The following is a 19289-nucleotide window of genomic DNA, read 5'->3' as shown; positions in this document are numbered from 1 at the left end:
GCCTCTGCCCGTACGTGTCACGGGTCCCGGTGCGGGTCCGGGGCGGCGGCCTCGTCGTGTCAGGCGGCGCCCGCGCCGGAATCCCCGGCCTCGCCGAGCTTCTCCATGTCGAGGACCTCGTCCGCCGGCGGCGCCACGGCGTTCACGGGCTTGTCGTAGTCGGAGAAGACCATCGTGCCGGGCTCGTCACCGCCGACCACATGGATCTTGAGGAGGTAGGGCTTGCCCTCCTTGGCCACGTACACCGTGGTCGTCTCGCCGCCGGGGTCCTTCTTCACGACGGTCGCCGCGGGCTGACCGTTGACCTCGGCGTCGGGGCCCTTGGTCATGCCCTTTCGATCGGACTTGTCCTCGTCCATGCTCTCGATCATGGCCTCGAGGTCGCAGATCTCGTCCATTCCGTCTTCGGACTTCACCTCTGCCGGCATCTTCATCCAGCGGCCCTTGAAGAGCTCGGCCGCGCCGGCGGCCTCCTCGTCGGAGGCGCCGTCCTCCTTGATGATGGCCGTCCAGAACGCGTCATTGCCCTTCATGTACATGACGTTGGCGGCCTGGAGCAGTTCGGCGGTACCGCCTTCCACGCCCATCTTGCCCGTGCAGGCGCCCTTGTTGTCGACCGCGAAATCGAGGTCCGTCAGCTCACCGTCGGTCTTGATCTTTCCCGCCATCCGGACGGACGTGGCGGACTTGGCCGTGTCGATTCCCTTTTCGGCTATCTGATCGGCAGTCAGGCCCTCGAACGGGTCGGCGGGAGCCTTCGACGACGTAGCGGCAGCCGGCTCCTTCGTCGCGCCGGAGCCCTCGGCCGGGTCATTGGTCTTGGAGCAGGCCGTCAGTCCGGCGATCGCGGTCGCACAGACCATCGCCGAAATCAGGAGCTTCCGATTGGCCGCCATGTTGTGTCTCTCTCCCTGTGGAACCTGCTTACCGCACCCTTATGCGACCCATGGAGGGCCCTCATTGGATGCACGCAAAGGGTGTGATGTGCACCACAGGCTCCGTGATCACTCCACGATGTGACGGCCCTCGGGCTGTGCGCTGCACGAGGCTCGGAACGCGCAGTGCGTGCAGTGCTGCCCGGTTGCGGGGGTGAAGCGCTCGTCCAGCACCCGTCCGGCCGCGGTGGCGAGCAGATCCCCGACCCACTCCCCCGCGAGAGGCTCCTGCGCCTGGACCTTGGGCAGTGCCTCGCCGCCCTCCTTCTTGGCCGCGGGCTGGCGCAGCTGTACGAGTTCGGCGCCGCCGGGCTCGGGGCGGCGCCCGCGGAAGGCCTCGTCGACCGCGCCCTCGCGCACCGCGAGCTGGTAGACGGCGAGCTGTGGATGGCGGGCGACCTCGTCCCTGGTGGGGGTCGCCTTGCCGGTCTTGAAGTCGACGACGTACGCGCGCCCGTGCTCGTCCTCCTCGACGCGGTCCATGGAACCGCGGATACGCACCTCGTAGTCACCCGCTGGGAGGGTCACGTCGAAGTCGTGCTCGGTGGCGGCCGGGGTGCGACCACCGCGGTCCATGACATGCCAGCGCAAGAAGCGTTCGAGCGCGATGCGGGCATGCCCCTTCTCCTGCTGCGACTTCCAGGGGGCGTCGAAAACGAGCGCGTCCCAGACGGAGTCGAGGCGCTCCATGAGGACGGCGAGATCGGCGGGGGTCTGCCCGGAGGCGACCTCGTCAGCGAGTACATGCACCACGTTGCCGAAGCCCTGGGCCGCGGTCGCGGGCGCGTCCGCCTTCACCTCACGCCCCAGGAACCACTGCAGCGCACAGGTGTTGGCGAGCTGGTCGAGCGCGCTGCCGGACAGCGTGACGGGCTGGTCGCGGTCACGCAGCGGGACGGCACTGTGCGTGGGGTCGTACAGACCCCACCAGCGATAGGGGTGCGCGGCCGGCACCAGCGGCTGGCCCTCGTCGTCGGTGAGCGCGGCGAGGCGGGCGAGGCGACGGGCGGCGGCCTCGCGCAGCTGCGGCGTCGCGTCCGGGTCCACGGTGGTGGCGCGCAGTTCGGCGACGAGCGCGGCGACGGCCAAGGGGCGGCGGGGGCGGCCGGTGATGTCCCGCGGCGGGACACCGAGCTCGGTCAGGAAGCGGGAGGGCTGATCACCGTCGTCGGCGGGCGCCTTGACCGCGGTGACCACGAGGCGGTCACGGGCGCGGGTGGCGGCGACGTAGAAGAGGCGGCGTTCCTCGGCGAGCAGCGCGCCGGGCGTGAGGGGTTCGGCGAGCCCGTCACGCCCGATGCGGTCCGCCTCCAGAAGGGAACCGCGACGGCGCAGGTCCGGCCACAGTCCTTCCTGTACGCCGGCGACGACGACCAGGCCCCACTCGAGGCCCTTGGAACGGTGGGCGGTCATCAGGCGTACGGCGTCGGGCCTGACCTCCCGCCTGGAGAGCGTGTCGGCGGCGATGTCCTGGGCGTCGAGTTCCTCCAGGAAGTTCAGCGCACCACGACCGCCCGTGCGTTCCTCGGCGCGGGCCGCGGTCTCGAACAGGGCACACACTGCGTCGAGATCACGGTCGGCGTTGCGCCCGGCCGCACCGCCTCTGAGCGCCGCGCGCTCCAGTCGCTGCGGCCAGGGAGTGCCGTCCCACAGTTGCCAGAGGGCTTCCTCGGCGGTGCCGCCGCCGGCCAGAAGCTCCCGCGCCTTGCGCAGCAGCGCACCGAGCCGCTGGGCACCGCGGGCGTACGCGGGGTCGTGCGCGACCAGGCGCTCGGGCTCGGCGAGTGCGCGGGCAAGGAGCTCGTCGGACGGCGGGGGCACGCGGTTCCCGCCGGCCCGCTCCTCGTCGCGCAGGGCGCGCCCGAGGCGTCGGAGGTCGGCGCTGTCCATGCCGCCGAGGGGTGAGGTGAGGAGGGTGAGCGCGGTCTCGGTGCCGAGCCAGGAGGTGTTCCCCGACCCCCCTCCGTCCCGAGAGCGGGGGGTGTCCCCGTCCGGCCCTCCGGCAGCGTCGCCGGCCTCGGCGTCCGGGGCAACGGCGCCGGCTTCGCCGCTCCCCTGGCCCGTGGCTTCCGCGGGCAGCGCCAGGACCGCCCGGCCCGGCGCCGAGCCGGTGCCGGACGCTGCGGCGTCCGGCGACACGTCGCCTGCGGACGGGCGCGCCCGACCCGCCCCGGCGACGTCGCCCTTCAGTACCGCGCCCACGGCGCCCGTCGACCCGTCGGAGCCCGCGCCCACGGCGCCCGGCGACACGTCCCCTGCGGCCGGGTGCGCCTCACCCGCCCGTACTGCTTCGGCGTCCCGGTCCGCGGGGAGCGGGGCCGGTGGTTCCGTTCCCGCCGTCCGGACCGCCGTACCCACGTCGTCCGGGCCGTCCGGCAGCTCGCCGGCGTCTCCGGACGTGGTCCGGTGCGCCGTGGCCGCCGTCGCGACCGCTCTGAGCGCTGTCAGGAGCGGGGCGACGGCCGGTTCGTGGCGCAGGGCCACGTCGTCGCCGTCGACCTCCAGAGGTACGCCCGCCGAGGTCAGCGCACGGCGGATGGAGGGGATGCTGCGGCCGCCGGCGCGGACGAGGACCGCCATGTCCTTCCACGGGACACCGTCCTCGAGGTGCGCGCGGCGCAGGATGTCGGCGATGTTGTCGAGTTCCGTGGAGGCCGTCGGGTAGGTGTACGCCTCGACGCGGCCGTCCTCCCGTACCGCCGCGAGTTCCCGGTGCGCCCTGACCTTGTCGCCGGGCAGGCGGGTCAGCGGCATCCTCCGGGTCAGCAGCCGGGTCGCGGCGAGCAGCTGCGCGCCACTGCGCCGGGACGTGGTCAGTACCGCTACCTGGGACGGCGTGCCGTCCGCGTGCCGAAAAGCGTCCGGGAAGTCCAGGATGCCGTTCACATCCGCGCCGCGGAACGCGTAGATGGACTGGTCCGGGTCGCCGAAAGCCACAAGTGTCCGGCCCCCTCCGGCGAGCGCCTGGAGCAGCCGCACCTGGGCCGGGTCGGTGTCCTGGTACTCGTCGACGAACACCGCGTCGTACGGAAAGTCGTACGGCGAGGCGGTCCGCTCGGCCAGCAGCACGGCCCGGTGCACCAGCTCCGCGTAGTCGAGCACCCCCTGCAGGTCCAGGACGTCGAGATATTCGGCCAGGAAGGACGCGGCCGCGCCCCAGTCGGGACGGCCGGTGCGTGCCGCGAAGCGGGCGAGTGCGTCGGGTCCGAGGCCGAGCTCCCGGCTGCGGGCGAGCACGGCCCGCACCTCGTCGGCGAAGCCACGCGTGGTGAGGCAGGCCCGCAGCTCGTCGGGCCAGCGGATGGCCGCCGCACCGGCACGCTCCAGGTCGATGTGGCCGGCGAGCAGGTCGCGTACGGCGACGTCCTGCTCAGGACCGGACAGCAGCCGCAGCGGCTCGGAGAACAGATCGGCGTCCTGGTGGGCGCGGACCAGGGCGTAGCAGAAGGAGTGGAACGTGGTCGCCTGCGGACCGTGCGCACCGCCCAGCCGCAGCGCCATGCGGTCGCGCAGTTCGACGGCCGCCTTGCGGCTGAAGGTCAGGACCAGGATGCGGGCCGGGTCCGCGCCCCTGGCGATACGCGCTGCCACGGCTTCCACCAGCGTGGTCGTCTTGCCGGTGCCCGGCCCTGCGAGCACCAGCAGCGGCCCCGCGCGATGGTCAACCACGGCGCGCTGAGCTGCGTCCAGAAAAGGGGGATCCATCGGGCCCGGCGGGGTACGCACCAGTCGGTACGCGCCTGGGGACCTTCCCCTGCGCCCTTGCGGGCGTGGGGGGACCCCGTGCCGCACCTGCTGGTGCGGCGGACGCCCGGTGGTGGAGGAGGAGCTCACGTGGATCGCCGGTCCTGGTGGGTGTGCTGATGGTGAGGATGGGGTTCGTGCCGCGCGCTGACGACGCTACGCCAGGGCGGGACGCGCGGGCGCCGGGACCTTCACGTACCCCGTACGGTGCTTCCTGCCCCCGCGCCCTCGCCGTGGGGCGGAAGCTGTCCCGTGTGAGCCTCGTCGCTGTCCGCCCGGTCCGGGGCGACGCCGTCCCACCGCGCACGCTTCATGTCGATGCGCGGCACATGACCCTCGGCGCCGCGCCCAGCGGCGCGCAGCGGCGTCCCCTCGGCCCGGTAGCGCTGCAGGGCGTCGAGCTCGTGGCCGGGCAGCAGCGTGCCGTCCGCGCGCACGACCCGCCACCACGGCACCGCCCCGCCGTACAGCGCCATCGCCCTGCCCACCTGGCGCGGTCCGCCCTCGCCGAGCCATTCGGCCACGTCCCCGTACGTCATCACCCGGCCCGGCGGGATCAGCTCGGCAACATCAAGCACCCGCTCGGCATATTCGGGATACTCGGCGTACTGCGGCTGCTCGTCCATCCGCCCCATCCTGCCGCACGCCACCGACAACGCCATGGCCGAAAGGCGCACCGTGCCCTGAGGGGCAAAGGGGCGTATCTTGCATACTTCGCGCCCCGGCAATGCACCCTGATGCCCCCCTCTGCCGTCCGGTCGTGCCACCATCGTGCGGGCGGTGACTGGTGATACGAGATCAAGAAGAGACCGAGACGGCGAAGGAGCAGGGCGTGCAGCCTTCGAAGGCGGCAAGCACCCCTGAGCCCGAGTCGTACCCGGAATCTGCCGGTCCGCAGGCCGGCCAGGAGCGGCCGGGCGCCGGCCCCTCGCACGTCGAGGCGTCGAGCGCCTCGCAGGCACGCGCCGAACGCCCGGGGGGCGACCGGCCCGGGACCGAGGACCCGTCCGGCGACGAGGACGCCAGGAACAGCGGCGACGGCAGGGACGACCTCGAAGCCACGGACCTGCCCGGCGCCCCTGGACGCCGTGCCGAGGACCGGCCGCCTGCCGAGGATCTGCCCGGCGCGGAGGAGCAACGGCAGGCCTCCGCGCACCGTCCTTCCGTTCGTCCGCCCCGGGGGTCCCACCGCTTCACGGACCCCGAGGTGACCCGCGCCGACCGGGTCTCCGGCGACGAGCCGCTGCTCCCCGCCCGGGTGCACCGCCCCTCCGATCTGATGCGGCTGCTCATCGGGGTCCTCGCGATCGCGATCGTCCTCGCCGTCGCCGCCTTCGCGCAGGGCACCACGTCCGGTCTTGAACAGGACATCAACAAGGGCACGGGCCAGGCCCCCGACCTGTTGGTCAAGATCGCCGGTCTGGCGTCCAGCATCGCGGTGCTGCTCGTCCCGGTCGCCTTCGCGATCGAGCGGCTCGTCAAACGCGACGGCCTGCGCATCGCGGACGGCGTACTCGCCGCGGTTCTCGCGCACGGGGTCACCCTCGCCACCGACCTCTGGGTCGCCAGGGGCGCACCGGACACCCTCCAGGACGCGCTGACCCAGGCGCAGACCGGTGGCGAGCTGACCGATCCCGTCCACGGATATCTCGCACCCGTCATCGCCTACATGACCGCTGTGGGCATGGCCCGCAGACCCCGCTGGCGCGTCGTGCTGTGGGTGGTCCTTCTCCTCGACGCCTTCGCCATGCTCGTCGCGGGGTACACCACCCCGTTCTCGATCATTCTCACCGTACTGCTGGGCTGGACCGTCGCCTACGGCACGCTGTACGCCGTCGGCTCGCCCAATGTGCGGCCCACCGGGCAGAACCTGCTGGCCGGTCTGCGCCGGGTCGGTTTCCACCCGGTGACTGCCCTGCGCGCCGAGGAAAGCCCGCCCGACACCGCCGAGCAGGGCGACCGCGGCCGCCGCTATCTGGTGTCGCTGGAGGACGGACCACCGCTCGATGTCACCGTCGTCGACCGTGAGCAGCAGGCCCAGGGCTTCTTCTACCGGGTCTGGCGCCGGCTGACACTGCGCTCCATCACCACCCGCCGTTCCATCCAGTCGCTGCGCCAGGCCCTGGAGCAGGAGGCGCTGCTGGCGTACGCGGCGATCGCCGCCGGTGCCAACGCCCCCAAGCTGATCGCCACCTCCGAACTCGGCCCGGACGCCGTGATGCTCGTCTACGAGCACCTGGGCGGCCGGTCCCTGGACGCGCTCGAGGACGACGAGATCACCGACGACGTGGTGCGCGGCGCCTGGCACCAGGTCAAGGCACTCCAGTCCCGGCGCATCGCCCACCGCCGGCTCACCGGGGACGCGATCCTGCTGGACGCGGGCGGCCGGGTGATCCTCACGGATCTGCGCGGCGGCGAGATCGCTGCCGGCGACGTGGTGCTGCGTATGGACATCGCCCAGCTGCTGACCACTCTGGGGCTGCGGGTGGGCGCGGAGCGCGCGGTCGCGGCGGCCGTCGTCGTGCTCGGCCCGGACGCGGTCGCCGACTGTCTGCCGCTGCTCCAGCCGATCGCGCTCAGCCGCTCCACCCGGGCGACGCTGCGCAAGCTCGCGCGCGAGCGGTCGCAGCGCGAGCGTGACGCGGTGCTGGAGGCGTCCGCGGCCGCCAGACGGGCCCGCACGGAGGAGCTCGCCGACGACCGCAAGGCGGCCCGCAAGACCGAGCGCGCGGAGAAGCAGGCCGACAAACGGGCCATGGACGTGGCCATGGAAGGAGCACGCGAGGAGGACCTGCTCTCCCAGATCCGTCAGCAGGTGCTCCTGATCAGGCCGCAGGCGCCGGTCGAACCGGTCCGTCTGGAGCGCATCCGGCCGCGTACGCTCGTCAGCTTCATCGCCGGTGCGGTCGCCGCGTACTTCCTGCTCTCGCAGCTCGCCGGCATCGACTTCGGCACGATCTTCTCGCAGGCGCACTGGGGCTGGGTGGCGGCCGCCGTGGCGTTCTCCGCGCTCAGCTACTTCGCCGCCGCCATGAGCCTGCTGGGCTTCGTGCCCGAGCGGGTGAGCTTCCTGCGGACCGTCGTCGCCCAGGTCGCCGGGTCCTTCGTCAAGATCGTCGCCCCGGCGGCGGTCGGCGGAGTCGCCCTCAACACCCGCTTCCTCCAGCGCTCCGGTGTCCGGCCGGGACTCGCCGTGGCCAGCGTGGGCGCCTCGCAGCTCTTCGGTCTCGGCGCCCACATCCTGCTGCTGCTCTCCTTCGGCTATCTGACCGGCACGGAACGGACCGCGTCCTTCACCCCGTCGAGAACGGTGATCGCCGGTCTGCTGACGGTCGCCGTTCTGGTGCTGGTGGTCACGGCGATCCCGTTCCTGCGGAAGTTCGTCTCGACGCGGCTGCGCTCGCTGTTCGCCGGGGTGGTGCCGCGCATGCTCGACGTACTGCAGCGGCCGATGAAGCTGCTCACCGGCATCGGAGGCATGCTGCTGCTGACCGGTGTGTTCGTGATGTGTCTGGACGCGTCGGTCCGGGCCTTCAACAACGGGGACCAGCCGCTGAGCTACGCCAGCCTCGCCGTGGTGTTCCTCGCGGGCAACGCGCTCGGCTCCGCGGCCCCGACGCCCGGTGGTGTGGGTGCGGTCGAGGGCGCGCTGACCTTCGGTCTGGTCCTGGCCGGGGTGCCGAAGGAGGTCGCGGCGCCGGCGGTCCTGCTGTACCGGATGATGACGCTCTGGCTGCCCGTGCTGCCGGGCTGGTTCGCGTTCAACCACCTCACCCGCAAGGGCGCCCTGTAAACCCGCTCCGGGGCCACACCACCCGCATGGACCGTCGCCCGCGCGGGCGACGGCCGCACGGCGCACGATGGCGACATGCCGATCTCTTCCTCCGCCGACGTCCGTGTCCGGGGTGGCGTCCGCCCCCGCGCGAGCCTCGCCGCGGCGACGGTCGCCGTACTGCTGGCCGCGGCCGGCTGCTCCGACGGTGACAAGGACACGGCCGGGGCGCAGGACCTCGCCTCCCAGACGCTGGAGTGGCGCGCCTGTCCGGCTCCTTCCGAGGCGGAGGGCGGCGGAACCCCGCCGTCGCCGCTGCCGGGGGGAACCATCTGGGAGTGCTCGTTCATGGACGCCCCGCTCGACTACGACGACCCGGACGGCGAGACCATCGAGCTCGCCCTCATCCGGGCCAGGGCGCGCGAGACGGCTCACCGGATCGGCTCCCTCATCTTCAACTTCGGCGGCCCCGGCGGCTCCGGTGTGGCGACCCTGCCCGCGGCCGCCGAGGACTACGGAACTCTCCAGGCCCGCTACGACCTGGTGAGCTTCGACCCGCGCGGGGTGGGCCGCAGCGTGCCCGTGGAGTGCCTGGACGACAAGCAGATGGACGCATACCTCTCCGAGGACGGGACGCCCGACGACCCGGCCGAGGAGAAGACCTTCGTCAAGGGCATCGACTGGTTCTCGGGCGCCTGTGAGAAGAACTCGGGCGAGCTGCTCCCTCATGTCGCCACCACCAACGCGGCCCGCGACATGGACCTGATGCGGGCGGTGCTCGGCGACGACAAACTCCACTACTTCGGCATCTCGTACGGCACCGAGCTCGGTGGCGTCTACGCCCACCTGTTCCCGAAGAACGTCGGACGGGCGGTCTTCGACGCGGTCGTCGACCCGACCGAGACCGCCGAACAGAGCTCCCTCGGCCAGGCAGAGGGCTTCCAGCTGGCCCTCACCAACTTCGCGAAGGACTGTGTGGCCCGCGGTGATGCCTGTCTGGTGCCCGGCTCCACCGTGCAGGAGATCCAGGACTGGATCCTCGCCCTCCTCGACCAGCTGGAGAAAAAGCCGATCCCGGCCGTCGGCGACCGCAAGCTGACCGCGACCCTGGCCACCACCGGCATCGCGCAGACGCTGTACTCCAAGGAGTACTGGAGCCTGCTGGAGCAGGGTCTCGACGAGGCCGACGGCGGCAACGGGGCGCTGCTGCTGGCCTTCGCCGACGCCATGAACGGCCGCTCCGAGGACGGCCACTACAGCAATATCCAGGCGGCCGGCACAGCCATCAACTGTGCGGATTCCCGCTCCCGTTTCACGCTCGGGCAGACCAAGGCGAAGCTGCCGGAGTTCCAGAAGGCATCGCCCGTCTTCGGCGACTACCTCGGCTGGGGGCTGATGGGCTGCAGCGACTGGCCGGTGCCCGGCGCCTGGAACACCCCGGACGTCTCCGCGCCCGGCGCGCCCCCCATCCTCGTCATCGGCAACACCGGAGACCCCGCCACTCCCTACGAGGGCACCAAGGCGATGGCCGGGGAGCTCGGCAAGGGTGTCGGAATCCAGATCACCTACCGGGGCCAGGGCCATGGCGCGTACGGCAGCAGCACGTGCGTGAAGCGGGCCGTGGACGGCTACCTCCTCGACGGCAAGGTCCCGGCCGACGGGACGGTCTGTCGGTAGGCCCGCCTAGGATGTGGATCTGTCGTCGAAAGCCATGGGGGGCGCACGATGAGCATGCGGGTAAGGACAGGTGCACTTGCCGCTGCCGCGCTGCTGGTGGCCGGGGCGGTCGTCGGCTGCAGCGGAGGCGCCGACAAGGACACGGGCAAGAACGCCGACGAGAAAGCCGGCAGCCCGTCCGCGTCCGGCAAGGCCACGCCCGGCGGGGGCGATCCGGCCCTGCCCGCCGCGCTGACCGGCCAGAAGCTGGACTGGAAGGGCTGCGAGGCGCCCACCGAGGCGTACGGCAGCTATGCGCGCAAGCCGGGAAGTCAGTGGCAGTGCGCCACGATGCGGGTCCCCCTCGACTACGCCCGGCCGTCCGGCGAGACGATCGGCATCGCCCTGGTCCGCTCCGAGGCCGGGGAGCCGGACAGGCGGATCGGCTCGCTGCTGTTCAACTTCGGCGGCCCCGGCGGCTCCGGTGTGGCCGCGCTGCCCACGGCCGACAGCTTCGGGACCCTGCACAGCCGGTACGACCTGGTCAGCTTCGACCCGCGTGGCGTCGCGCAGAGCGTCGCGGTGGTGTGCCGCGGCGACAAGGAGACCGAGAAGTCGCTGCGGCTCGACTCCACGCCGGACACGGCGGCGGAGGAGAAGGCCTATCTGGACGACGCGGCGGCCTTCGGCGCGGGCTGCGCCAAGAAGTCGGGTCGGGTCCTGGCGCATGTCGGCACCGTCGACGCGGCCCGTGACATGGACCTGATGCGGGCGGTGCTCGGCGACGACAAGCTCCACTACCTCGGCATCTCGTACGGCACCGAGCTCGGCGGCGTCTACGCCCACCTGTTCCCGAAGAACGTCGGACGGCTTGTCCTGGACGCCGTTGTCGACCCGTCCGCCGACTTCGTCGGGCACTCGCGCAACCAGGCCGTCGGCTTCCAGCGCGCCCTGGAGAACTACTTCAAGAGCCGCGGCATCAGCGCTCAGGACGGCACCGCGCGGGTCGTGAAACTGCTCGACCGGCTGGACCGCGGGCCGCTGCCCGCACAGCAGGGACGAACGCTCACCCAGAGTCTCGCGCTCACCGGGATCATCTCCACGCTGTACTCGCAGGAGAGCTGGGACTATCTCACCGAGGCTCTGAAGGAGGCCGAGGGCGGCGACGGCACCAAGCTGCTGGCGACGGCCGAGTCGTTCAACAACCGTGACGAGGAAGGGCATTACGCCACCCAGGACCACTCACAGCGCGCCATATCCTGCGCGGACGCGAAGGGCCGGGTCTCGGCGGCCGAGGTGAGGTCCCGTCATCTCGCCGACTTCACGGAGGCCTCGCCGGTCTTCGGCCCCTACCTCGCCTGGGACCTGGCCGGCTGGTGCGCGCAGTGGCCGGTCCCCGGGGAGTGGGAGACCCCGGAGGTCTCCGCCCAGGGCGCGGCCCCGGTGCTGGTGATCGGCACGACAGGCGACCCGGCGACGCCGTTCGAAGGCGCGAGGAAGATGGCCGACGAGCTCGGCGCGGGGGTCGGGGTGCTGATCAGCAACAAGGGCGAGGGCCATGGCGCGTACGGCACCAGCTCCTGTGTGACGAAGACGGTGGACGCGTATCTGCTGGACGGCAAGGTCCCGGCGAACGGCAAGACCTGCTCGTAACCTCAGCGGACGACATGGGCCCCGGACCGCGCCGCGATCGGGGGCCCTGCACCAGCTGTCGGCCGGCCGTGACCAACTGGATCACGTGACCGCGCCCAGCCGCGCCGGCCAGTAGGGCTTGGTCAGGTGTTCGGCCAGGTCGTCGGCCGTTCCGGTTCTTCACCAGGGCCATGAGGATGTCCGATCCGCTGCATGGCATCAGAATTGGCGTTGTCCACTGTTTCTGCCGGATCGGAGACAGCCCATGAAGGACCTCAAGTTTGAGCAGAAGCGCTCGCTGTCACGCCTTGAGGCGGCTGATCAGCTCACGGCGCTCGCGGCCGCGCTGAGGCAAGGCGGGGATGCCGAACTGGAACTCGGCCCCGGAACGCTGAGCCTGCGGATCCCCGACGAACTTCGCAGCGAGACGGAGGTCGAGGTCGGTGACGGGGAGATCGAGCTGGAGATCGAGTTCAAGTGGCCGACCGCACCGACCCGGACAGCGCCATCGCAGGCGGGGCCAGGCACAGAGGAGGCTGCGAGGAGGCGGAAGAGCGCGCCTGCCAAGCCCAGGCGGAGCAGCACCGGCACCAACAGGAGCAAAACCGCTAAGCGGTCCGCCACAAAGACGCCCTGAGCCCCGCCAAGGCGCGCATGGGCCGACGGCGTGCATCGGCGAGGCGGACACGCGGCCGTCGCTCGCGGGACGACACGGGGCGGCGCCTCGGCCGTCGCCCGGTCGGAGCGCTCGGTGGAGCGGCGGCGTCGGGCCAGGCGGGAATACGGAGAGGCCGGGCTCGCCGGGGCGGCCGAGGCTCAGCGAGGTCCAGGTCGCCCGGCTGGAGCGGGAGTTGGAGCATGGCCCGCTGGTGCAGGCCGGGCCGACCAGCGAGGGACGCTCGCGCGGGTCAACACGCTGATCGGGGTCCTGCCCACGGGAGACGGCCCCGGCACGCAACCGGGGCCGTCTCCGGGCCGTGGAATGTGGACCAGTGCCGACCCACGTCGACAACTGATGACCACGACTGCACATGGTCAGCGAGGTGTGAGCCCCGCGTTCCGCAGCTCGGCCGAGCTGCTGCTCAGTAGATCGGCTTCTCCGGCTCGATCTGGTTGACCCAGCCGATGACGCCACCGCCGACGTGCACCGCGTCGGCGAAGCCCGCGGACTTCAGCACAGCGAGGACCTCCGCACTGCGGACACCCGTCTTGCAGTGCAGGACGATGCGCTTGTCCTGCGGCAGGTCCTGGAGGGCGGAACCCATCAGGAACTCGTTCTTCGGGATCAGCCGGGCGCCGGGGATCGAGACGATCTCGTACTCGTTGACCTCACGGACATCGATGATGTCGATGTTCTCGCCGTCGTCGATCCACTCCTTGAGCTGCTTGGGAGTGATCGTCGCGCCTGCCGCCGCCTCCTGGGCCTCCTCGGACACGACGCCGCAGAAGGCCTCGTAGTCGATGAGCTCGGTGACGGTGGGGTTCTCGCCGCAGACCGCGCAGTCCGGGTCCTTGCGGACCTTGACCTGGCGGTACTGCATCTCCAGGGCGTCGTAGATCATCAGCCGGCCGACCAGCGGCTCACCGATGCCCGCGAGGAGCTTGATCGCCTCGTTGACCTGGATGGAGCCGATGGACGCGCACAGCACGCCGAGGACACCGCCCTCGGCGCAGGAGGGAACCATGCCCGGCGGCGGGGGCTCCGGGTAGAGGCAGCGGTAGCAGGGGCCGTGCTCGGACCAGAAGACGGAGGCCTGGCCGTCGAAGCGGTAGATCGAACCCCACACGTACGGCTTGTTCAGCAGCACGCAGGCGTCGTTGACCAGGTAGCGGGTCGCGAAGTTGTCGGTGCCGTCGACGATCAGGTCGTACTGGCTGAAGATGTCCATCACGTTCTCGGCCTCGAGCCGCTCTTCGTGCAGGACCACGTTCACGTACGGGTTGATGCCGAGCACGCTGTCGCGCGCCGACGCGGCTTTCGAGCGGCCGATGTCGGACTGGCTGTGGATGATCTGGCGCTGCAGGTTCGACTCGTCGACCTCGTCGAACTCCACGATGCCGAGCGTGCCGACACCAGCGGCGGCGAGGTACATCAGGGCCGGCGATCCCAGGCCGCCGGCGCCCACACAGAGCACCTTGGCGTTCTTCAGCCGCTTCTGCCCGTCCATCCCGACATCCGGGATGATCAGGTGGCGGGAGTACCTGCGGACCTCGTCGACGGTGAGCTCAGCAGCTGGCTCGACCAGGGGTGGCAGCGACACGGAGACCTCATCAATACAGCTGATCGGTAACTCAATACGGTGGTTCTTCCCGTAACACTGCCACGGCCCTCCTCATTCCGAGACACCTGGTCCGATCTGCGAGACGATTTCGTCCCAGTAGCCGGGCAGTGTCTCGAATGGCCCGGTCTGCCCCTTCCCGCTGCCGCTGCCGCAGCGATCGGTGAAGAAGATCGTCCCCGCGCCCTGCCAGCGGGCGATACGGGTGGCCTCCTCCAGGTGGGTGCGCGGCACTCCGTGTACGAAATGGACAAAGCGGTCCGGCGGGTAGTCGGCTGTCCACTCCGCCACCTGGGACCAGCGGTAATCCGTCCACGGTCCGGAGAAGGTGACCAGCTGGTCGGCCGCCTCCGCATACCCGGGGTGCGGATGCGAGCCGTGCCCCAGCACCAGATGGCCGCCGTCCACGACCGCCTCCAGTGTGGCCGTGGTACGCCGCACCATCGCGAGATCGGCACGCTCGGTCGGACATCGGTCCAGCAGGAACCCGTCGACCTGGTACCACTCCAGGAAGTGATGAGCATCACAGACGAGGTCGGCGAAGATGCGCGCCCCGTGGGACATGTCGAGATGGCCGAGAACCCGGACGCCCGCGTTGCGCAGCCGGCCCGCGGCTTCGAGACAGTGCGGGTCGGGTCGGTCGCCCGGGCCGTCCGCGACATTGAGGACCACCCAGTGCAGCGGTGTCCCGGGGCGGGTGAGCCCGGCCCACTCGACGGGGGCCAGCAGCGGATGGGCGTAGCCGGGGATGCCGAAGCCGAGTCTTTCGGCACCGGTCGCCGCGAGCGGCGTGTCCGTGGTGGTCAGATGCGGCATGCCGCCTCCATCCAGATGTCGGCGAGTGACTCCTCGAGGTTGATACGGGGCCGCCAGCCGAGCCGGTCCCTGGCAGTACGCACATCCGCCTGCTGCCAGTTGCCGCAGCCGTCGGGGTAGGGGGACGGCGTTGCGGCGAGGTGGTCCATGACGGATTCACCGCGCGGGGAGCCGATGGCGGTGCGGCCGGGGGACGCGTCGAGTTCGTGCAGTGCACCGGCGTACCCGGCGACGCGCGCCAGGATCGCGGCCGCGTCCCGCAGCCTTACGGCACGTCCCGTACCGATGTTCACGATGCCCTGCGCGGCCGAGAGAGAGGCGGCGTGCACGGCGCGGGCCACGTCGCGTACGTCGACGAAGTCGCGCTGCACGCCGAGGCCGCTGAGCTTCAGGTCGCCGTCGCCGGACTGCATGGCACGGCGCATCGCCTCCGCGAGCCGGCCGAGCGGGGAGCCTGCGGGGGTGCCGGGGCCTACGGGTGAGAAGACCCGCAGAACGATGGCGTCCAGACCGGCGCCGAGTACGAGTTCGGTGGCGGCGAGCTTGCTCACTCCGTACGGGCCGCCCGGGCGCGGAACGGCGTCCTCGGCGGTCGACGAGCCCTGCTGGGACGGCCCGTACTCGGAGGCGCAGCCGATCTGGACGAGGCGGGCACCGCAGCCGCTGCGGCGCAACGCCTCACAGACGGTGGCGACGGCCACGGTGTTGTGCCGGGTCAGCTCGCGGGCGCCGCCGCGGATGGCACCGGCGCAGTTGATGACGACCCCGGGATGGACTGCGCCCAGGAACCGGGTGAGGGCACCCGGGCTGCCGCCGGAGAGGTCGAAGCGCACATCGGCGTCGTCGCCGCGGCCGAGTGCGGTGAGATGGACGGCCGGGTCGGCGAGCAGCCGGTCGGCGACGAAGCGGCCGATGAATCCGTTGGCACCGAGCAGAAGCACCCTCATCGCGCGGCTCCTTCGGGCCGACGGGCCGGGGCTGGGGATTGCGGGTACATGTCGCTTACTCCTTAGTGGTGCGCTTGTGGTGCCGGTTGGCGAGGTGCCGGTATCTCCGCGCTGTCGGCTCTGCGGGAGATCGAGGTGTCCTTCAGGGGGTGTGCGCCGATGCCCTGCTCAGGGCTGCGGTGGTGTGGGCCAGCAGGCCCAGGGCAACAGCGCCGCAGGCCAGGGTCGGTACGGCTGACGAGCCCCAGGCGGCGATGAGCGACTCGACAGGACGTGCCAGGAAGCCGAGTCCGGGAAGCCGGCCGGACAACAGCAGTGCGGGTGCCGCCGCTTCGGCGGCGCAGGCGGTGGCCAGGGCGGCGGCCGCGGCTTCGGGGAAGCCGTGGACGATGAGCAGCCGGGCCAGGAAGAGCAGGACGCCGAGGGCGGCAGCGGGGACGGGCGTCCGGCCGGGAAGGAAGAGGCCGGTGAGCGCGAGGAGCGCGCCGAGTGCACCGCTGTACAAGGTGAGAGAGGCGAACAGCAGAGGGCGTGTGCCGGCAGCGAACTCGTCGAGTGTGCGGCTGCGTTCCAGCTTGCGCCGCGCGCGCACGGAGAACAGGTGGGCGCACCAGGCCGCGGGCGCGACGGCCAGGGCGAGGGCAACGAGTGGGCCGGGGTCCATGGGCCACCGCCCGTCGGGGCCGTCGGCGGCGACGCGGTCGACAAGCCCCTGGCCGTACACCGCGAAGACGAGCAGCCATACGGTCCAGATCCGCACGGCGGGGACCGTGCGGGCGCGGGCGCGCAGAGGGCCGCTGCGCAGACACAGAGCGAGCGCGACGGTGGCGGCGATCACCCCGACGACGGTGATGAAGAGCCGGAGCGCGCCCTGGGCCGGCTCCCTGCCCAGTACGGCCACGGTGCACACAACCCCCGGCAGAAGCGGGAGCAGCATCCGTCCGGCGCCCGGATCGGCGGCGCGCGCCGGACGAATGGCGCGTTCGTCGCCCCTCGGCACCCGCGCGTACAGCTCCTCGGCCAGGGAGAAGACGTCCCGGTGCCGAAAGCGCGCGGCGGTACGGTCGGTGACCCCGTGAGCCTCGAGCCCGGCGGCGATCTCGAGCGGATCGACGGCCCGCTCACACAGCTCCCGATGCCGGTGCATGAGCCCCTTGACGGGGTCCACGGGTCCACGCCGCGGGGCTGCGCTGTTGGGCACGCCGTCGTCCCGGGGCTCCGGCGCACGCGCCGGGCCCTTGTCGGGCACACCACGCCGGGGCGCGCTCCGCGGCCCGAGGGGTTCGCCGTCGGCCACACGACGCCGCGGCACGGCGGGTTCGCTGTCGGGCTCGGGACACCCCGGCGTGCTGCCGGACGCGGAGGCGGGCTCCGCCGCGCGCTCGTGCGTGCCTGCGGACAGGCACTCCGAGGCGGCAGCGCTGCCCGGCTCCGCCCGGAGCCCGGGCTCGGCCGCGCGCTCGTGCACGCCGTCCGCCGCGTCCCAGTGCTCGGGCGCGCGCGTGTGCCATGCCGCCTCCCCCGGCGGACCGGCGGGCGACCCGCCCCCCGCCGCCTCGGTGGGACGTTCGGTGAGCGTCTCGAAGGCCCACTCCTCGTTCGTGGTGGGCTCGTTGACACGGGATCTGGTCATCGGCCTGCCTCCTCGGCCGCGCGCACCAGTCCCGGACCCGTACCGTCTGCCCAACTCGGGGTATGGCCACCGGGTGCGGGTCCGGGGGCCGGCCAGCGGCCCGGCACATGGGACTCCGCGGGGTAGGCGAAGGGTCTCGGCTCCCCGTCCGCGTCCACCGATTCCGCCTCCCGCTGCACCGGGGAGTGCGAGATCAGCTCCAGGTAGATGCCGCGAAATGCCGTCAGGTTCTGTTCGACGGTGAAGAGTTCGAGGGCGCGGGCACGCGCCGCCGCGCCCAGGCGGTCACGGCGCTCCGGGTCGCGCAGCAGCGCCAGACACGCGTCGGCGAGCGCGCGCGGATTGCGCGGAGGCACTACCAGCCCCGTACCGCCGATGACTTCGACCACCGCGCCGACGTCCGTAGAGACCGTCGCCCGCCCGCAGAACATCGACTCGACCAGGCTGATCGGGAAGCCTTCGACGACGCTGGACAGGACGACCACCTGGCCCGCCCCGTACGCGTCGACGAGTTCCGGTGCCTCGGGGGCACCGATCTCCTCGAAGGAGACCGGGTTGTCGCCGATGGCGTGCGCGTCGGCGGCCTCGTCGGGGAAGAGCTGGGCGGCCAGAGCCCGGCAGTGGGCGAAATAGGCGGCGGACTCGGGACCGGAGAGGGGCGCGCCGAAGATCCGCAGTCGCGCCCGCGGCTCCTCCTTGCGGACCTCCGCGAAGGCGTGGAGCAGCGCGATGAGGTCCTTCGCGGGTTCGATCCGTCCGACCCAGACGAGGGTGTGCGGGTCACCGCCGCCCCCGTCCCCGAGCGCAGCGAAACGGTCCGCCTCCATCCCGGGGTAGACCGTGCGGAGTTTGGCGCGGTCGGCCCCGCACTTCTCCTGCCAGCGCCGGGCGTGTGTGTTTCCCGGGGTGATGACGGACGCCTGCCGGTACACCTCGGCGGCTAGCCGGCCGTGGAACGCGGCGAGCAGGGTCCGTACCGGCGAGCTGAGTTCGGCCTCGCTCGCGGCGAGATGGTGCGCGCGCAGCTGGACGCCGTACTCCGTGACCAGCAGCGGGACTCCGCAGAAGCGTTTGGCCAACAGCCCGGGCAGGGCAGCGGATCCCCCGGACGCGGCGTGGCAGAGGTCGACCGCTCCCAGCGCGTCCTGTCCGTACCAGTCGAGCGAGAGCGGCCGCAGTGCGCGTTCCAGGCCGTCGACGAAGGCGAGGTGGTCACAGACGGTGGCGCCCTGGGCGGCGCGGCGCACGCCCGGCGCGCGGCAGGCGGATTCGAGGGTGCGTGCAGCGAGTTCGGAGCGAAGTGCGGCGTACAGCCCGCCATGCTCCCTGGCCAGTTCGGCCAGTCCGTACAGACCCTGGGCGAAGCCGTCGCCCTCGTCGTCGTCCTCGGCGCACAGAGCGGCCGCGAGCTGCTTGAAGTGGCCCACGAAGCGCCGCCGTTCGCGACGGCCGTGGGTGCGGCCGTCATCCTCGGGCGCCCACAGCGACGCTGTACGCACTTGGCGGACCTGCGGCGGGAGGTGGACCCAGCCGTGTTCCTCCTGCTGGGCGCTGCGGCTCAGTGCGTAGAGGTCGAACTCGTGCTGTACCAGTCCGCGCACCAGCCGGTCGCACCACAGCCTGGACTCACCCGTCGCATACGGGTAACCACCCTCCGTAAGGAGTCCGATCCGCACGAGTGCACCCCCGATCTTCCTTGTGGGCGGCCGCCGTTCATTCCGGCGACTCACAGCGGAATGACGTTAAGCGGACATGCCGGTGGCGGGGGGGGGGGGGGGGGGGGGCCGCCCCCCCCCCGGGGGCGGTCAACTCGGAAACAAACCTAGTCAGGGTAACCGAGCACCCCGCGGCCCTGGCCTGACATGGCGTGAGCTT

12 protein-coding genes are annotated in these 19289 nt (G+C 71.8%); 4 read left to right on the top strand and 8 right to left on the bottom strand.

What is annotated here, in order from left to right:
• Window positions 1-59: 59 nt before the first annotated feature.
• The 3 genes from ACFYWI_RS21490 to ACFYWI_RS21480 form a co-directional block, all read right to left on the bottom strand.
• Window positions 60-896: a hypothetical protein gene (locus tag ACFYWI_RS21490; RefSeq protein WP_389234741.1), complete on the bottom strand. Its 837-nt coding sequence runs from the start codon at window positions 894-896 to the stop codon at window positions 60-62.
• A gap of 108 nt (window positions 897-1004) precedes the next feature.
• Window positions 1005-4769: an ATP-dependent helicase gene (locus ACFYWI_RS21485; RefSeq protein WP_389234738.1), complete on the bottom strand. Its 3765-nt coding sequence runs from the start codon at window positions 4767-4769 to the stop codon at window positions 1005-1007.
• 101 nt (window positions 4770-4870) lie between these two features.
• Entirely contained in the window at window positions 4871-5305 is a 435-nt protein-coding gene (locus ACFYWI_RS21480; protein WP_389234734.1) for an MGMT family protein, read from the bottom strand.
• A 161-nt stretch (window positions 5306-5466) separates the two neighbouring features.
• Between ACFYWI_RS21480 and ACFYWI_RS21475 the strand changes: the two genes are divergently transcribed.
• The 4 genes from ACFYWI_RS21475 (at window position 5467) to ACFYWI_RS21460 (ending at window position 12376) form a co-directional block, all read left to right on the top strand.
• Window positions 5467-8472, top strand: a complete 3006-nt coding sequence (locus ACFYWI_RS21475; RefSeq protein ID WP_389234731.1) for a lysylphosphatidylglycerol synthase domain-containing protein — start codon at window positions 5467-5469, stop codon at window positions 8470-8472.
• A gap of 75 nt (window positions 8473-8547) precedes the next feature.
• Window positions 8548-10128, top strand: a complete 1581-nt coding sequence (locus ACFYWI_RS21470; protein ID WP_389234727.1) for an alpha/beta hydrolase — start codon at window positions 8548-8550, stop codon at window positions 10126-10128.
• Between the two features lie 48 nt (window positions 10129-10176).
• Entirely contained in the window at window positions 10177-11760 is a 1584-nt protein-coding gene (locus ACFYWI_RS21465) for an alpha/beta hydrolase (protein ID WP_389234724.1), read from the top strand.
• Between the two features lie 244 nt (window positions 11761-12004).
• Window positions 12005-12376 (top strand): amphi-Trp domain-containing protein, encoded by a 372-nt coding sequence (locus ACFYWI_RS21460; RefSeq protein WP_389234721.1) that lies wholly within the window; start codon window positions 12005-12007, stop codon window positions 12374-12376.
• Window positions 12377-12821: 445 nt separating this feature from the next.
• Here the strand turns inward: ACFYWI_RS21460 and moeZ are convergent, their stop codons facing one another.
• The 5 genes from moeZ to pelF form a co-directional block, all read right to left on the bottom strand.
• Window positions 12822-14000: an adenylyltransferase/sulfurtransferase MoeZ gene (gene moeZ / locus ACFYWI_RS21455; protein WP_389234718.1), complete on the bottom strand. Its 1179-nt coding sequence runs from the start codon at window positions 13998-14000 to the stop codon at window positions 12822-12824.
• A gap of 72 nt (window positions 14001-14072) precedes the next feature.
• Window positions 14073-14834, bottom strand: a complete 762-nt coding sequence (locus ACFYWI_RS21450; protein ID WP_389234715.1) for a spherulation-specific family 4 protein — start codon at window positions 14832-14834, stop codon at window positions 14073-14075.
• Window positions 14822-15781 carry an NAD-dependent epimerase/dehydratase family protein gene (locus tag ACFYWI_RS21445; protein WP_389234712.1) on the bottom strand — a complete coding sequence of 320 codons (960 nt, stop codon included), beginning with the start codon at window positions 15779-15781 and terminating at the stop codon, window positions 14822-14824. The genes ACFYWI_RS21450 and ACFYWI_RS21445 overlap by 13 nt, the downstream gene beginning before the upstream one ends.
• Before the next feature lie 142 nt (window positions 15782-15923).
• Window positions 15924-17414: a hypothetical protein gene (locus ACFYWI_RS21440; protein WP_389234708.1), complete on the bottom strand. Its 1491-nt coding sequence runs from the start codon at window positions 17412-17414 to the stop codon at window positions 15924-15926.
• Window positions 17411-19090 carry a GT4 family glycosyltransferase PelF gene (gene pelF / locus ACFYWI_RS21435; RefSeq protein WP_389234705.1) on the bottom strand — a complete coding sequence of 560 codons (1680 nt, stop codon included), beginning with the start codon at window positions 19088-19090 and terminating at the stop codon, window positions 17411-17413. Before pelF ends, ACFYWI_RS21440 begins: the two co-directional genes overlap by 4 nt.
• Window positions 19091-19289 lie beyond the last annotated feature (199 nt).

This window comes from Streptomyces sp. NPDC002889, assembly GCF_042888425.1.
In the GTDB taxonomy this organism is placed as follows: Bacteria; Actinomycetota; Actinomycetes; order Streptomycetales; family Streptomycetaceae; genus Streptomyces.
Note: the sequence above shows the minus strand (reverse complement) of the source record. Positions and strands in the feature narration are given on the sequence as shown.

Coding starts and splice junctions, on each gene's coding strand:
- ACFYWI_RS21460 (WP_389234721.1), top strand. CDS start 12,005: ATGAAGGACCTCAAGTTTGAGCAGAAGCGCTCGCTGTCACGCCTTGAG.
- ACFYWI_RS21480 (WP_389234734.1), bottom strand. CDS start 5,305: ATGGACGAGCAGCCGCAGTACGCCGAGTATCCCGAATATGCCGAGCGG.
- ACFYWI_RS21470 (WP_389234727.1), top strand. CDS start 8,548: ATGCCGATCTCTTCCTCCGCCGACGTCCGTGTCCGGGGTGGCGTCCGC.
- ACFYWI_RS21450 (WP_389234715.1), bottom strand. CDS start 14,834: ATGCCGCATCTGACCACCACGGACACGCCGCTCGCGGCGACCGGTGCC.
- ACFYWI_RS21465 (WP_389234724.1), top strand. CDS start 10,177: ATGAGCATGCGGGTAAGGACAGGTGCACTTGCCGCTGCCGCGCTGCTG.
- ACFYWI_RS21490 (WP_389234741.1), bottom strand. CDS start 896: ATGGCGGCCAATCGGAAGCTCCTGATTTCGGCGATGGTCTGTGCGACC.
- ACFYWI_RS21440 (WP_389234708.1), bottom strand. CDS start 17,414: ATGACCAGATCCCGTGTCAACGAGCCCACCACGAACGAGGAGTGGGCC.
- ACFYWI_RS21445 (WP_389234712.1), bottom strand. CDS start 15,781: ATGAGGGTGCTTCTGCTCGGTGCCAACGGATTCATCGGCCGCTTCGTC.